We start from the raw sequence: 14,107 nt of genomic DNA, 5'->3' as shown, positions 1-14,107 counted from the left end.
GCTCCCCGTTGTCCCGCGCTCAGCCCAGCTCGTTCTGGATCTTGCTCATGCCCTGCTGGTGCTGCTCTTCCTGCTGGGCGTAGCCCTTGTGCATGTTGTCCAGGTTGCCTGCGATGTCGCTCAGCGCGAGGTTCAGCTTCAGGGCGTCCCGGTCCCACTGCTCCATGAGCGTGTCGAACGCCTTGGCCGCCTCGCCGCGCCAGAACGACTTGACGTCCTGCACCTGCTGACGCAGCAGCCGCAGCTGGTTGTCGACATCGCCGTTGACCTTGCGGACGTCCTGGGCGGCGCGCCGCATCTCCTCCAGTGAAGCGCCGTAACTCATGTGCGCTCTCCCCTTACGACCAGTTCAGTGGTATTCGGGAGCCCCTCGGAGTGGGAACCCGCCGACATGGTGTCAGACGCACCGGGGGGCCTGTGCGGTTCCCAGGAAAATCGTCACCCGGAAAAACCAGTGTTCACACAGGGTGAGGACATGCGGAACGGGTGTCAGCGCAGGTGCGCGTCGAACCAGTTGAGGGTGCGCTGCCAGGCGTCGGAGACCGCGGCCGGGTCCTGCTCGCCCTCGCCCTCGACCGGTCCGGGGTAGCGGACCACGTCGGTGGCCACCCCCGCGCCGGCCGCCGCGTCCCGCAGTTTGGCCACGTCCTCGGCGGGGATGGCCTTGACCGCGTCGCTGTAGATGCCCAGCCACGGACAGGTCAGCTCGCCTGCCACCTCGACCAGCGAGGGCAGCCCCTCCGACAGCGGCGCGACGATGCCGCCGCCGCTGATGGTGACCGCCGCGCCCAGGGTGCGGCTGGCCGCGACCACCAGGGCGACCGACCCGCCGAGGCCGAAGCCCACGATGCCCATCCGGTCCGCGGCCACGCCCTGCTGGGCCAGCCAGGCGAAGGCGGCGTCGGTGTCGGCCAGCACCGAGTCACCGGAGAGGCGGCTCACCTTGTCCGCCACCCGGTGGTCGTCATCGGAGTCGATCTGCTCGTCGTCGCCGTCGCGGTGGTAGAGATGTGGGGCGACGGTCAGCCAGCCCTCCTCGGCGAGACTGGTGGCCAGCCCGCGTACCGCGTCGGTGACCCCGCGGGCCTCGTGCAGCAGCACCAGCCCGCCCCGTACCACTCCGTCCGGCGCGGCCACGGTGCAGCGCAGTTCGCTGCCGTCGGTCAGCAGGAGCGTCTCGGTTCGGGTCTGCGTCATGGGCTCAGCCAACCACGCGAGGGTGAACACCAGTCAACGTGACCAACCATACGGAGCAATTCCGGCGAGACCGCGTGTTCACCAGGTGACAACCATTTCCCGACTGCGCGGTGTCTTCCCAGTGGGCAACGGCCATCCGGTGGTCACGTGAAGGTCAAGCAGGCTATTGACCACTACCGGAAAATAGGCGAATAATCGGTAGCTGAGGGAAGGGGCTGGCCATGTCGATCGTGACCGAGACCCAGCAGCTGCGGGATCTCTTCGCCGAGGTCGAGGTGATCTCCGAGGTCGCGGAGACGTTGCCGCGCAACGACGATCGGCGGCAGCGGTTGTTGAGCCTTGCGGAGAAGCGGCTGGCGGGGGCGCTGCCGGTGCGGCCCGCGGTGGCCGGGGAGCTGCTGGAGCTGACCGAGAAGACCGTGCGGGCCTGGGCCAGTGAGGGCGTGCTGACCATCGCGCAGGTGGATCCGACGTTGCGGATCGACGTGCGGCGGTTGCACCAGGTGCGAGTGCTGGTGGAGGACCTGCGACAGGCCGGGCGGAGCAGGGGGCTGCTGGATGAGGTGCACCGGCGGTTGCGGGACCAGGCGTTGCTGGACCGGCTGGACCTGGCGGAGAGCCTGGAGCAGATGAACCGCGGCGAGGGACGCGTCGTCCGGCGGGGGTGAGTGGCCGCAGTCCATGCCCATCACCGTTGTCGAGACACCGGTCGCGATCGCCCAGGTCGCCGCGTTGCGCGGGCCGTCGCGGCGGGCCTACGAGCACTTCCTGGACGAGCTGAGTCACAGGGGCTGTGCCGCGCTGTCCTACCGGGTCACCGGGCCGGAGCCGCTGCCCCGGCTGTGCGTGCGGCACCTGCGCGGCGCGGACCGGGTGGTGGTCGCCTTCAACCAGGCCGACTCCGCCTACGTGCTGCTGGTCGGGCCGCACGACGCCGATCCGGGCCTGGACGTCTACGAGCTGCTGTACCGACTGGTCGGTGTGCGTCCCTCGGACAGCACCAAGCGGACCAAGCCGAGCTGCTGCGACCCCGGCACCGGGACCACCCCGACCGCGGCGGCCGAGATCGTGGACGACCTCTGCCGCCGGGCCAGGACGATCGCCCGCTCACGCAGGCGGTTCTAGACGCGACGCAGGGTGAAGGTGTGCACCGGCCGGCCCGCGAGCAGGGCGGAGAGGCGGCCGTCGAGCACGTAGCTGCCGTGCGGGGTGCGGGCCACGGTGGTCGGCTCGGTGTCGGCCCAGGGCTCGGCGCGGTGGGTGACCCTGGCCGAGTGCCAGCCGTCGGCGGAGCGCAGCGCCCGGACCGCGACCCGGCCGGGGGCGGAGAGCTTGTTGGTGACCACGGTGAGCGAGCCGTCCGGGCGCAGGTCCAGGCCGTCGCCGCCGACCAGCGGCTCGGACAGGCTGACCTGGGCCAGGCGCTCCGGGTGGGCCACCGGGATCCGCCACAGCGCGCCGGTGGCGTAGTTGACCGCGAGCAGGTGGCCGCTGGGGTGCCAGACGATGCCGTTCATGCCGATGCCGTTGCTGAGCAGGCGCGGGTCGCGGATCAGCACCGAGGCGCGGCCGTGCACGTCCACCCGGTAGATCGCGTCGCTGAACGGGTCGGTGACGTAGGCGTTGCCCGCGCTGTCGATGGCCAGGTCGTTGGCGGCGTGGTCACCCGCGCCGATGGCCAGGTCGACCAGGTGCCGCAGGCGGCCGGTGCGCAGGTCGAAGATGCCGAGGCCGGAGGACTTGCGGACGGTCTCCGGTGTGGAGCGCACGCCAACGCCGAAGTCGCCGTAGGTGGTCAGCACCCGGCCGCGGGCGGGGTCGGTGTGCACGCCGAAGGTGGAGACCATCCGCGGGTCGGCGGCCAGGGTGCGGACCGCGCCGTCCGGGCGGACCACCGACACGGTGCCGTAGCGCATCGAGCTGACCAGGAAGGACCGGCGCAGCGGATCCCAGGCGACGCCCTCGGGGTGCAGCTGCGGGGCACTGGCCGAGATCACCTCGGGTAAGCGGCCGGGCGCGGCTCCGGCCGCCGGTGTCACGGCCACGACGGACGCGGCGGCCATCGCCAAGGCGAGCAGCGCGCGCCGGCCAGTAATCAGCTTGCTCATGTTGCTCCGATCGCTGTTGTTCATCAGGGTTCGGAATGTAATCAGTACCCTGATACTCGTCAACAGACGAACAGGTATCTGATGCTCGTACGATCAGCTCATGGGCATGCCGTTGGATGAGCGCCTCGGCGGAGACGTCAAGCGCGTCGAGCACGAGCTGATGGGCGTCAAGCAGGCGGTCCTGCGGCCGGTCGGCCTGACCGTCGCGCAGTACGCGGCGCTGCTGGTGCTCGCCGAGCAGCCGGGCATCTCCGCCGCCGAACTGGCCCGCCGCTGCCGGGTCACCCCGCAGACGATGACCACCATCCTGCGCAACCTGGAGTCCGCGGGCCTGATCGAGCGCGCCCCCCACGAGCTGCACCGCAACGTCCTGGAGACCCGGCTGACCGAGGCGGGTCGGGACACCTTCGAGCAGGCGGACAAACGCGCCAGCGCGGTGGAACGCCGCCTGTCCGAGGAGTTCACCGCAAAAGAACGAGACACCCTACGAGCCCTGCTGGCCCGCTGCTCCGCAGTGCTGACAGACCCCAGCATCACGACCTGAGAGAGCAAAGACAGCGCGCGGGGGTCCGGGGGCAGAGCCCCCCGGCTGGGGCGTGGGGGCTCGGCCCCCACAAGATCGGCGGACGCGACCGGCCCGCGCTCTCCGCGGGCACAGTCCGCCCATCGCGGAAGCGGAGGGATTTGAACCCCCGGACCCGTTAAGGTCTCCCGCTTTCAAGTTCTAGGGCCAGCTGTTCAGCAGCGTCCATCCTGGACGTTTCCGCTGGTCAGCGCATCTACTGCAACGACCGGGACAGTTTGGACGGACCCGAACTGAGACCCAGACTGAGACCCTGGCCCTACTACCCCCGCGGGGCTAGTGGGGCTGCTGTTCCTGCCCGCGCAGCCAGCCAGTGAGTGAACAGGCCAGTCCCGGCCACCTCCCCCGTCCTGGCCCTCACGGGGCTGCTGGCCCGCCTCGCTCGCTCGTTCACTCCCGGAGTGCTTGCCCAGCTCACCCCGCGTGAACGCCGCTCACCAGCCCGGCAGTGAGTATTCACGTCCCCGACGCTGACTCACGCGCCCACTCACGCCGGGGACGTGCCGCCCACCCCCCGGTTCCAGCCGTGCTCACACCGGCTGGAACCGGCGGGGCGTGTCCGGCCGGCCAAGCTGGTCACGTCCCGCCCTTCCCAGCTGAGTTAGCTCACCCGGCCCCCTCACCCCACCCCGGAAACGCATGATCAACGCAGGCTCAGCAGCTGACCTAACCCAGCTAACTTCTTAACTTTCCACAGCTCAGAGGGCATTAAGGCCGAGTTAACCCCCGGGTTAGAAACCTAATCCGGCCCGACCGGCTTAACCCCCGACCTAACCCGCCCGCCCCTCACCCCAACCGGCTCCCGTTCGGCGCTCTACGGCGCTCTCAGCGGCCCGCCAGAGCGTCCCTGCCGCCGTCGGCCGACCCTCTAGGTCTAGACCCTGCCACCCCTAGGCCTAGGCCCTCCTCTAGAGGCTCAGCGCCCCGGTGACCAGGCAACTAGCAGCCTAGGGCCACCTCGAACCGGCCCCGCTTCGGCAGCTCCAGAGCCTGTCCGCGCCACCCCGGCCCCAGCTACCCTGGGGACGTGACATCCGCCAGCACGCCCAGGAAGGAGGCCCAGTGAGCGAGCAGCCCGTCAGCGTCTCCGCAGACGACCTGCACACCTACCAGCAAGCCGCCGCCCAGCAGGCAGCCCGCTGGGAAGAGGCCGTACGCCGCGCCGAACTAGGCGAAACCATCGCCGTCATCGCCCACGGCGAACACGTCGCCGACGTCGTTCCCTCCGGCGAGCTCGCCCGCCTCCGCGACACCATCGCCGTGCTCGACCGCCTCCGCGAGACCCTCGCCGTGCTGTCCGACCCGGCCGCCAGGCAGGCCCTGGACGATGACGAAGACGTCGTGATCGGTGCTGACGCCATCCGCGCCCTGGTCACCCAGCGGACCGACTACGAGCCGCGGTGACCGAGACCCCGTACGAGATCGGCATCAACCGCACCACCCGCCGCGCCCTGGCCGAACAGCTGCCGGCCGAAGTCGCCTTCGCCGTCGCCGAGTTCTTCACCGGCGCCCTCGCTGCCAACCCCCGTCGGGTCGGCAAGCCCCTGGAAGCCCCGTACGAGGGCGTTTACTCCGCCCGGGTCATGCAGGAATGGCGCGTGCTCTACACCATCGATGACCAGGCCCGACGAGTCTCCGTCCGGGACGTCCGCCACCGCCGAGACGCCTACCGCCCGCAGTAGACCGCTCGGAGACACCCCAGGGACAACGTGTCCCCGCCGTTTGTCCAGCTCAGACCCCACCTACGGGGACACCCCCGGACAGGATAGGTGTTCCTTCGGGCGTCAAGCACCATAAGCTCGAAGCTCTTCGCGAGCCTCCGCAGCCTGTGGCGATTTGCTGTATGTCTTCGAGTCCAGTAGGTCAGCGAGATTAGCGACTCGTTTTGAGATCCAAGAGATTTGCCTTTCTGGCGGAAGCTGCAAAATCGGACGGACCGCCTCCATTGCACCGTCCAGGTCATGCAGCCGAATGCGGGCGGTTGCGAGATAGACGTGCGCGAGAGCTTCGTCATCCAGTGACCTCTGCGCTGGTGGCTCATGTTCCCACGTGGCAATCGCCAATTCCGCGTTCTTTTCGGCACGTTCGAGGGCATGGCGCTCCGGAAGCCACATAAGGGACGAGCCGCCGTAGTACCACTGTTTGGCACGCGAGAAACCGAAGAGTCCTTCGAGCGAGTCCTGTGCTGCTGTCTCGCGTTCGCGTTCCGCCCGGTCCAAGTACTCAATAGCCCGTTCAGTGTCCCCAAGATTGGCAGCACACTGAGCAGCACCACTCAACAGGCGGAGAGTAGACGTTCCCGCACCAGAGTGACGCAAACCGTCCTCGATATAGAAAGTTGCATCAACCCAGTTTTGATCGAACCGAGCAACAAGAGATTGGGTTCCGCGCACCCACGCCTTGAGTTCGTCGACCTCAGCCATTTCAGCCATATGCCAAGCAGCGTCAATATGCTGACGTGCGATGTCCGGACGACCTAGGTCAAGCGCTGCGTACGCCATGATTCCAGACACGCGGCCAAGCGCCAGGTAGAGATCGGCCAGTTCACGAGGCCGAATTGCACCTATCTTGGCGCGAGACATCAATTCTTGATGGAGTTCGACGCCTTGCGTGAGCATTGGTCGCGCAGGGCTTGCGAGATAGGCAACTGCAAGCTGCTCAACGACGTCTTGGAGAGAGTCAAGGTCCCGCTCGTGGACATTGGACACGATCAGCTTCTGTGAATCTTTCACAGAAGCAACCAGCAGGCTCCGGGTGCCCTCGGAATGCTCACGTTCCTCTTGACCTGCATCCCACGCGCAGATGATTACGCCGTCAGAATTCAGGGCTACGTCAGCCTGCTCGGCCCACGAACGTGCAGGCCAGCGCCTACCGGCTTCTACGTTGTTGATCCATCCACGTGAGACGTACGTGGCGGCACCGAGCGCGGCCAGCGACATGGCACGCTGACCACGAAGCTCGGTGATCAGCTTTGCAAAACGTGTCTGAGCTGCGGTTTCCACTGTGGACCGTCCCCCGTCCGGTGTCTCCAACTCGCCGCGACCAGCGTTGGAGACACCAATCCTCTTCCGTGGCGCGGCTTCGAGGCCGATGGTTGTGACATGCAAACAGAGCAACGCAGGCAACATCAGCAAAGCAGGCAGCTAGAAACCGTTGGCACTCAACCGTTTCTCCACAGTCGCAAGCTGTTCCGCAAGCTGCGCAACGGAGTCGCGAAGATCTTGGAGATCTCGCATCGTCACGGGCTGTTCGCCGGACGCAGTGAGATCAAGTTCGCCCACGCTGCTCACGTCCAGGTCGGTTCGGACGAAGGCACCAACGCCTTGACGGCTGACGATCACGGCGTGCTGCCGAAGGACGCCAAACGCGCTCTTGACCGTTCCGACTGATACCCCGTACTCGTCGGCCACGGCCTGATGACTTGGCAGCTGCGCTCCCGGGGCGAACTGCCCACGAGCTATGGCGTCGCGCAGGTCGCTCGCGACCTGGATATACGGAGCGCGGGAATCGTTCGGGTCAAGTTTTCCCATGTCACAAGCCTACAGCTAGGCCAACTGGGTGGCATAGTCAACCTATGTCTTGTCTATGCTGCCTATGACGTCTAGCGTTCCTCCTGTCGCAGCAAGCTCAGCTGCTGCGGCAGACGACAAGAAGCCCCGGCGGTGCTGGAACACCGGCCGGGGCGCGCACCTCAACGGTTGGAGCCACAAAGATGCATGACGAGACTACCCGCTACCTGCGGGTTAACGCAGTCGCCGAACGGTATGACATCTCCAAGGCCACCATCTACCGCGCCATCAAGGCCGGGAAGATCGACGCCTTGCTGATCGGCAAGTCCCTGCGCATCCCCGAAAGCGCCCTTCCCCTGTTCGAGATCGAGGCGGCCGAGGCTGCCCGGCAGGCACTCAACGCCTTGGGGCACAACGCTTCCGCCTCCGACCTGGACACCGACGACACCACGGCGGAGATCCGCCACAACGCCGCCGCTGACGGCCGCGCCTGCCTGTGGTGCGGGGCGGACTTCCTCACCACCGGGGTCTCCCACCTGCCGGTAGGACGCTCCGCCACCGGGTCCCAGGTGTTCGTGTGCATCACCCACCCCCAGGCCAAGGCCGCCAGCAGCGCGTTCCTGAACGGCACCGAGGCCGGAGAGGTGGCCTGAGATGAACACCCACTCCCACGTTTTCGGCACCATCGGCGGGCACGCCACCCACTGCCTGCACCGCCTCCGCCAGTTCAACCCCACCCCCTCCACCGTGCAGGTCGCGGTGACTTTCACCCTCTCCTATGAGGACCTGGTGGCCGCCCTCTACACGCTGCTGTGCGGCGGGATCGAGTACGCCGACCTGGCCGAGGACGCCACTGCCCACGAGCTGGTCCTGGACACCCTGGTCAACGCCACTGCCGAGATCGAGAACGCCCAGTACGAGATCGAGAACGGCGGCCTGGACGCCAACCAGGCCGAGGTCCTGGCCTACTCCCGCGACCGGGTCGCGCAGCTGTACGCCCTGCCCCCGGTCACCCCGGCCCGGAAGCCCCGGACCCGCGCCAAGGCGGCAGTCCGATGACCGCCACGCTCGCCCCGTCCGCGATCCGGGTGGACGTGGTGCGCAGCATCGACCCGCACGGGGCGCGCTTCACCTTCACCGACGCCCCCGCCGGCCGAACGCTGGCCGAGCTCCGCGGCTACCTCGAAGTCGCTGCCGCGCTGCTGCTGGCCGGGGACGTGACCATCTCCGGCCGCACCAGCACCCAGGACGCTGCCGCGCTGGTGCTGGGCGCCCTCGCCCGGCACGGCACCGACCGCATCCGGCAGATCGCCCGCGAGATCCACGAACACAGCCAGGCCCTGACCGCCGGACGGGAACCGGCACCGGTGAGCGTGCCGCTGCCGCAGCCGTTCTTCACCGCCTGCTGCGGCCTGGCAGTGGAGATCGAGTTCCGTCCGGCACCGGAGTACGCCGCCTTCGCACTGCGCCCAGCCCGGCAGTGCCGCGCACGGCGCGGGATGCGCTGACGGCTGCCGAAACGGCAGCCGCCCGGCAGCCCTACCTCCCCTTACTGGACTAACGGCCACCGGATCTTCGCCGGGGACGTTGTGCCTGCACTTCAGGGGAGTAAGGCCGCAGTAACCCCCTCTTCCGGCAGGGACCGCCCTGCCCAACGGCACTGCCGAACCCTGCCGGACCGGCAGTCCCAGCCGCATTCCGCCCGGCTGGGCCTGCCGGACCCCGGCACCCCGTACCAGACCCCGCACACCTGATGGGGAGCGTTCATGAACACCCTCAACACCACCGGCCCGGCACCGGGCCTACGCCACCTACAAGCGGTCCCCCCACCGGGTCCAGCCGAGGTGTCCCCGGCTGCCGCCGCGCCCGGCGGCAACGGCAGCGAACCCGTTCACGGCAGCGTTCATGAACCCGGGTTCGCGGCAGGGCTGGCCAGCGCGGCAGGCAGCGGCAGTCCGGCCGAGAGGACCGCACTGGAGACCTTCACCGCTCAGGCCGGTGAACAGCTCGCCCGGGTCCGGGCGTGGCTGCCGCCGGTAGAGCCCGCGGTCTTCGACTGCTACCTCGGCACCCTGGCCGCCCAGCTCGACCCCAACACCGAAGCCGACCCCGTGGGGGTTATGGCCTCGCTGCTGGGGGTAGTGGGGGTCCACCTGGGTCCGGGTCCGCACCTCCAGATCGGCTACGAACGGCACCGGCTGCTGATCTGGCCGATGCTCATCGGGGCGACCGGGGTCGGCAAGAAGGGCACCGCCTACAACGCCGCCAAGGCCCTGCTTACCCACGCCGACAACGAGTTCGTGGCCATGAACGTCCACTCCGGACTGTCCAGCGGTGAGGGCCTGTCGGCGGTCTTCGCCGTCGACTCCGAGGACGGCAGCGGCAAGCCGGGGCGCAAGGCCCGGCTGCTGCCCGAGGGGGACTGCCGCCTGGTGGCCTACGAACCAGAGTGGGCTTCGGTCATGGCCCGCATGCGCCGGGAGGGCAACACCCTGTCCGCCGTTCTGCGGGCGGCGTGGGAGGGCGGGAACCTCTCCACCCTCAACGTCGATGCCCGGGTGGCCCGGCAGTCCCACGTCGGCATCCTGGCCCACATCACCCCGAAGGAGTTCCGGGCCAAGGTCACCGCCGCCGACATGGCCGGGGGCACCTACAACCGGTTCCTGCCGATCGCGGTCGCCCAGTCCAAGTACCTGCCCAACCCCGCCGCCGCCGATCCGGCGCTGCTGGTCGAGCTGGGGGCCGGGCTGGCCCGCCGGTTGCAGCAGGCCGCCGAGTTCGGCCCGGTTGGGTTCACCGACGCCGGAGCCCTTGCCTGGCAAGGGCTCTACGTCGAATTCGGCAGCCACCACGGCGACGACTCCCCAGTAGAGGAGTTCGTCTCCCGGGCCGCACCGCACTGCCTGCGCATCGCCGCGATCTACGCCGCGCTGGAAGGCACCGACCAGATCGGCCCGACCCACCTGGAGGCCGCAGCCGCGCTGGTCCGCTACTCCATCGCCTCCGCCCGCGCCGTCATCGCACCCGACGACACGCTGCGCCGGTTGGCCGCCTTTATCACCGAAGCCGGACCCACCGGCCGGACCCGGACCGAGATCACGACCCAGCTGTTCCCCAATGCCCGCCGTGACGGGATCGACCCGTCCGCGCTGCTGGATCAGCTCGTGACCGCCGGACGCATCGTCCAGTCCAAACGCCCGCGTCCCGATGGTCGCCCCGGCAGGGGCACCGAGGTCTACACCGCCGTCTCCTGACGAAGTTGACGAAATGACGAACTTAAGCCCTGACCAGGGCAAACGCTCCGACCTAATTCCGTCATGACGAACTTAGGTCGAACCTAAAAACGCAGGTCAAGCCCAAAGTACGTCATTTCGTCAAGTTCATCGGCCCGCAGGGAAGGAACCCACTGCCATGGTCGCCATCACCGACCGCACCGCACTGCTGGACCAGGTGCAGGCCGCCAGCGCCGACGCCAAGCGCGTGCTGCACGACGCCGCCCGCCACCGGTCCATGACCCTGACCCGCTCCATCCCGTCCCCGTGGCTGGCCGACCAGTTCACCGACCTGGTGCACGGCATCGTCACCGGCACCGTCAAGGCATGCCGGCACCTGGGCGCCGCACCCCAAATCGCCATGGCCGCGGCCTGGGCACCCGGCCACCTGGTCTGCCCCGCCTGCTTCCCCCAGCTCGCCCCCAGCCCGGCCGAGGACAGCACCTGCGACCGCTGCCGCAAGCCCGCCACCACGCTGCACAGCACCATCACCGCCGCCGGACCGATCCTGCTCACCTACGGACTCTGCCCGACCTGCCACACCACCACCGCCAAGGAGGCCCGATGACCACCCAACCGGCCACCACGCCCCGGATTCTGCTCACCGTCGAACAGGCCGCCGCGCAGCTGTCCATCGGCCGCACCCGGATGTTCGCCCTCCTCAAGACCGGCCAGGTCGACTCCGTGCAGATCGGCCGAAGCCGCCGCGTTCCTCTCCAGGCGCTTGTCGACTTCACGGCCCGGCTGGCACGCGGACAGGGCCACGCAGCGTGAGCTGACGTCAGGGCCAGCCGCGCCTAACGTCTGACGTCAGACGCAGCCGAACCCCGGCCCAACGCGCGCGCGTGTGTACGCGCGCGCGAGACGTGGCCCGTAACGCTGTTCTGACGTCAGCGACCGCGCGGGGCTGCTCACCCCCAGTGACGAAACGACGGCCTTCGGCCGACTCATCTCCTAGCGGCCAAGGCCGCTAGACCTAGCACCCGCGCTAGCACCGCCGGCCGAATCTCACGCGAGGGACCCACCCAGGGACCCGCCGTGAACCGAGGGAGTTCTCCCTCACCCGGTCCCTGACCTGCCTCCCTCGGCTCACCAGCAGCGACAACAGCCGAGGGAGGCCAGGGACCCACTCCCCACAACCGCCGAGAAGCCCCAGAACGGAGGCTTTCCAGCCCGCGCCGGGCCTCCCTCCCCGGCAGGTCTAGCGCCTAGCGCCCCGCGGCTCAGCACCCGCTGAAACCCCCCAGCGGCCGGTTCCACCCCTCCGGCCGCGCGACCCCGCTCGCCCTCGTACGAGCACGATCAGTAGCGGAGACCAACCATGCCCAGCAAGAAGCGCCCGGAAGGCACCCGCGCCCCCAATGGCGCGTCCAGCATCTACTTCAGCGAGTACGACGGCCTGTGGCACGGCCGGGTCACCATGGGCACGCTCGACAACGGCAAGCCCGACCGGCGACACGTCAAGCGCAAAGAAGAAAAGGACGTAATCGCGGCAGTACGTGAGCTTGAGCGGCAGCGCGAGAACGGAAATGTCACGAAGCCGGGGCGGGTCTGGACGGTCGAACAGTGGCTTACCCACTGGGTCGAAAAGGTCGCTGCCCCATCGGTGCGATACAAGACAATTGAGGGTTATCGGAATGCGGTCTACAAGCACCTCATTCCAGGCATCGGGGCGCACAAGCTGAACAGGTTGCGAGCAGAACACCTCGAAAGCCTCTATGCCAGGATGCACGCAGACGGGCACGCACCCGGCAACGTCCACCAAGTACACCGAACTGTCAAGACCGCCCTGAATGAAGCCTTCAAACGGGACCGTCTGGTGAAGAACCCGGCCAAGGTGGCGAAAGCTCCGAAGCTAGAGGACAAGGAGATCGAGCCATTCACCGGGGCAGAGGCTCAGCTACTACTCAAGGCGTTGGCACAGCGGCGGAACGGAGTGCGTTTCGCGCTCGCGCTCGCACTGGGGATGCGCAAGGGTGAATGTCTGGGCCTGAAGTGGTCCCGGGTCGCGATTTCCGTCGAACACGGATGCGACCAGCCATGCGGAGAAGGAAGTCCAGAGGACTGCCCTCGTGCACAGTGGTCGGGTTCGCTTCGGACACCGCGTCAACTTCAGCGGCGCAAGTGGCAACACGGATGCGACAACCCACATGAGTGCGGCCGAGAACACCACAAGCGGAAGCCGTGCCCGAAGAACTGCACAAAGCACAAGAAGTGCCCAAGTGTCTGTCCCCCCGACTGTGAAGAGCACGCCGCTCGCTGCCCGCAGCGACACGGAGGCGGGCTGCACTGGGTAGAAGTGAAGTCCCGGGCCGGGAAACGGACCGTGCCCATCCCAGGACCGCTTGTCCGCGCGCTTGTCGACCACCGGAAGGTGCAGGACGGTGAACGGGAAGCAGCTGGTGACCAGTGGATCGACGGGGGCTGGCTCTTCACCCAGCCGAACGGCCGACCCATCGACCCCAGGACCGATCACGATGAGTGGAAGACGCTGCTCGCCGAAGCTGGGGTTCGGGACGCCAGGCTGCACGACTCGCGGCACACCGCGGCGACCATGCTGATGGTGCTCAAGGTCCCGCACCGCGTGATCATGGACATCATGGGCTGGTCCTCGATCTCGATGCTGACCCGCTACGTGCACGTGTCGGACGACCTGCGGGCCGGGGTGGCGGATCTCGTCGGGGACCTGTTGTGGAAGGACAACTGAGACCCAGACTGAGACCCTGCACCTGCCGACAGCAACGGGGCGGCTCCGGTGATGTCCGGAACCGCCCCGTTTTCGCTGGTCAGCACTGCGGAAGCGGAGGGATTTGAACCCCCGGACCCGTTAAGGTCTCCCGCTTTCAAGGCGGGTGCATTCGGCCGCTCTGCCACGCTTCCGAGAGGAAAGATTAGTCGGTCGCCGCTGCTCGCGTGCTAGCGACCGGCCAGGTGGTCCTGGACCTTGGCGAAGATCGTGGTCAGCGCGGCGTGCTCGGCCGGGGTGAGCAGGTCGACCAGGTGGCTGCGCACGCCGTCCAGGTGGGTCGGGGCCGCGGTCTTCAGGCGGGTGGTGCCGGTCTCGGTGAGCTGGGCGAACACGCCCCGGCCGTCGCTGGGGCAGTCCACCCTGGTCACCAGGCCCGCGCGTTCCATCCTGGTGATCTGGTGGGACAGGCGGCTCTTGGAGCTGGCCACCTCGCCTGCCAGCTGGCTCATCCGCATCCGCTGCTCCGGCTGCTCGGAGAGGCGGACCAGGATCTCGTAGTCGGCCAGGGTGAGGTTGTGCTCGTCCTGCAGTTCCCGGTTGAGCTGGTAGGCCAGCAGCTGGCTGCCCACGATGTAGGTGCGCCAGGCCCGCATCTCCGGTTCGGTCAGCCACCTGGGTTCGGGTCGCGGCTCGGGTGTCACCGGTCCAGGCTATTGGTTTCTTCCTCCGCCGCTGTTCATCACGACGCG

The 14,107-nt window shown here is 68.1% G+C and carries 18 protein-coding genes and 1 tRNA gene; 12 read left to right on the top strand and 7 right to left on the bottom strand.

Translation table 11 applies throughout. The features are described 5' to 3' along the window. Nucleotides 1-19: 19 nt before the first annotated feature. On the bottom strand, nt 20-325 hold the full coding sequence (locus M8C13_RS42365; protein ID WP_252486495.1) for a WXG100 family type VII secretion target: 306 nt from the start codon (nt 323-325) through the stop codon (nt 20-22). A gap of 164 nt (nt 326-489) precedes the next feature. Continuing rightward, nucleotides 490-1,197 (bottom strand): dienelactone hydrolase family protein, encoded by a 708-nt coding sequence (locus M8C13_RS42360; RefSeq protein ID WP_252486494.1) that lies wholly within the window; start codon nt 1,195-1,197, stop codon nt 490-492. Between the two features lie 221 nt (nt 1,198-1,418). On the opposite strand from M8C13_RS42360, the gene M8C13_RS42355 reads away from it, so the two are divergent. After that, nucleotides 1,419-1,865, top strand: a complete 447-nt coding sequence (locus M8C13_RS42355; protein ID WP_252486493.1) for a hypothetical protein — start codon at nt 1,419-1,421, stop codon at nt 1,863-1,865. Between the two features lie 13 nt (nt 1,866-1,878). After that, the gene (locus M8C13_RS42350; RefSeq protein ID WP_252486492.1) at nt 1,879-2,322 is read left to right on the top strand and encodes a hypothetical protein; all 444 of its coding nucleotides are present in this window, start codon (nt 1,879-1,881) and stop codon (nt 2,320-2,322) included. Here the strand turns inward: M8C13_RS42350 and M8C13_RS42345 are convergent. Then, on the bottom strand, nt 2,319-3,329 hold the full coding sequence (locus M8C13_RS42345) for an SMP-30/gluconolactonase/LRE family protein (protein ID WP_252486491.1): 1,011 nt from the start codon (nt 3,327-3,329) through the stop codon (nt 2,319-2,321). The two genes, M8C13_RS42350 and M8C13_RS42345, sit on opposite strands and share 4 nt — an antisense overlap. A 76-nt stretch (nt 3,330-3,405) precedes the next feature. Here M8C13_RS42345 and M8C13_RS42340 point away from each other — a divergent pair, with 76 nt between their 5' ends. The 3 genes from M8C13_RS42340 to M8C13_RS42330 all read left to right on the top strand — a co-directional run bounded on the left by M8C13_RS42340 (nt 3,406) and on the right by M8C13_RS42330 (nt 5,570). Then, a complete protein-coding gene (locus M8C13_RS42340; protein ID WP_252486490.1) occupies nt 3,406-3,849 on the top strand; it encodes a MarR family winged helix-turn-helix transcriptional regulator in 444 nt (147 codons plus the stop codon). Between the two features lie 1,101 nt (nt 3,850-4,950). After that, nucleotides 4,951-5,292 (top strand): hypothetical protein, encoded by a 342-nt coding sequence (locus tag M8C13_RS42335; protein ID WP_252486489.1) that lies wholly within the window; start codon nt 4,951-4,953, stop codon nt 5,290-5,292. After that, nucleotides 5,289-5,570 carry a type II toxin-antitoxin system RelE/ParE family toxin gene (locus tag M8C13_RS42330; protein WP_252486488.1) on the top strand — a complete coding sequence of 94 codons (282 nt, stop codon included), beginning with the start codon at nt 5,289-5,291 and terminating at the stop codon, nt 5,568-5,570. Before M8C13_RS42335 ends, M8C13_RS42330 begins: the two co-directional genes overlap by 4 nt. A 102-nt stretch (nt 5,571-5,672) precedes the next feature. On the opposite strand, the gene M8C13_RS42325 is transcribed toward M8C13_RS42330, so the two are convergent. Both M8C13_RS42325 and M8C13_RS42320 read right to left on the bottom strand, forming a co-directional pair. Beyond that, entirely contained in the window at nt 5,673-7,016 is a 1,344-nt protein-coding gene (locus M8C13_RS42325; protein ID WP_374213360.1) for a helix-turn-helix domain-containing protein, read from the bottom strand. A 15-nt stretch (nt 7,017-7,031) separates the two neighbouring features. Continuing rightward, a complete protein-coding gene (locus tag M8C13_RS42320; RefSeq protein ID WP_252486486.1) occupies nt 7,032-7,418 on the bottom strand; it encodes a GntR family transcriptional regulator in 387 nt (128 codons plus the stop codon). A gap of 182 nt (nt 7,419-7,600) precedes the next feature. Between M8C13_RS42320 and M8C13_RS42315 the strand changes: the two genes are divergently transcribed. The 7 genes from M8C13_RS42315 (at nt 7,601) to M8C13_RS42285 (ending at nt 13,376) form a co-directional block, all read left to right on the top strand. Beyond that, on the top strand, nt 7,601-8,050 hold the full coding sequence (locus M8C13_RS42315) for an AlpA family transcriptional regulator (RefSeq protein ID WP_252486485.1): 450 nt from the start codon (nt 7,601-7,603) through the stop codon (nt 8,048-8,050). A 1-nt stretch (nt 8,051) separates the two neighbouring features. After that, nucleotides 8,052-8,456 carry a hypothetical protein gene (locus M8C13_RS42310; protein ID WP_252486484.1) on the top strand — a complete coding sequence of 135 codons (405 nt, stop codon included), beginning with the start codon at nt 8,052-8,054 and terminating at the stop codon, nt 8,454-8,456. Then, the gene (locus M8C13_RS42305; protein ID WP_252486483.1) at nt 8,453-8,905 is read left to right on the top strand and encodes a hypothetical protein; all 453 of its coding nucleotides are present in this window, start codon (nt 8,453-8,455) and stop codon (nt 8,903-8,905) included. Before M8C13_RS42310 ends, M8C13_RS42305 begins: the two co-directional genes overlap by 4 nt. 258 nt (nt 8,906-9,163) lie before the next feature. Next, nucleotides 9,164-10,651: a DUF3987 domain-containing protein gene (locus M8C13_RS42300; RefSeq protein ID WP_252486482.1), complete on the top strand. Its 1,488-nt coding sequence runs from the start codon at nt 9,164-9,166 to the stop codon at nt 10,649-10,651. A 157-nt stretch (nt 10,652-10,808) separates the two neighbouring features. Then, nucleotides 10,809-11,237: a hypothetical protein gene (locus M8C13_RS42295; RefSeq protein ID WP_252486481.1), complete on the top strand. Its 429-nt coding sequence runs from the start codon at nt 10,809-10,811 to the stop codon at nt 11,235-11,237. Further along, nucleotides 11,234-11,443 carry a helix-turn-helix domain-containing protein gene (locus M8C13_RS42290; RefSeq protein WP_252486480.1) on the top strand — a complete coding sequence of 70 codons (210 nt, stop codon included), beginning with the start codon at nt 11,234-11,236 and terminating at the stop codon, nt 11,441-11,443. The genes M8C13_RS42295 and M8C13_RS42290 overlap by 4 nt, the downstream gene beginning before the upstream one ends. A 547-nt stretch (nt 11,444-11,990) precedes the next feature. After that, nucleotides 11,991-13,376, top strand: a complete 1,386-nt coding sequence (locus M8C13_RS42285; RefSeq protein WP_252486479.1) for a tyrosine-type recombinase/integrase — start codon at nt 11,991-11,993, stop codon at nt 13,374-13,376. A gap of 88 nt (nt 13,377-13,464) precedes the next feature. Here M8C13_RS42285 and M8C13_RS42280 read toward each other — a convergent pair. Next, nucleotides 13,465-13,549: transfer RNA gene (locus M8C13_RS42280), tRNA-Ser, on the bottom strand. A gap of 36 nt (nt 13,550-13,585) precedes the next feature. After that, on the bottom strand, nt 13,586-14,011 hold the full coding sequence (locus tag M8C13_RS42275) for a MarR family winged helix-turn-helix transcriptional regulator (RefSeq protein ID WP_252486512.1): 426 nt from the start codon (nt 14,009-14,011) through the stop codon (nt 13,586-13,588). Between the last annotated feature and the right edge of the window lie 96 nt (nt 14,012-14,107).

The sequence above is a fragment of the Crossiella sp. SN42 genome, assembly GCF_023897065.1.
GTDB lineage: Bacteria > Actinomycetota > Actinomycetes > Mycobacteriales > Pseudonocardiaceae > Crossiella.
This window is presented reverse-complemented; position numbering and strand designations above follow the sequence as displayed.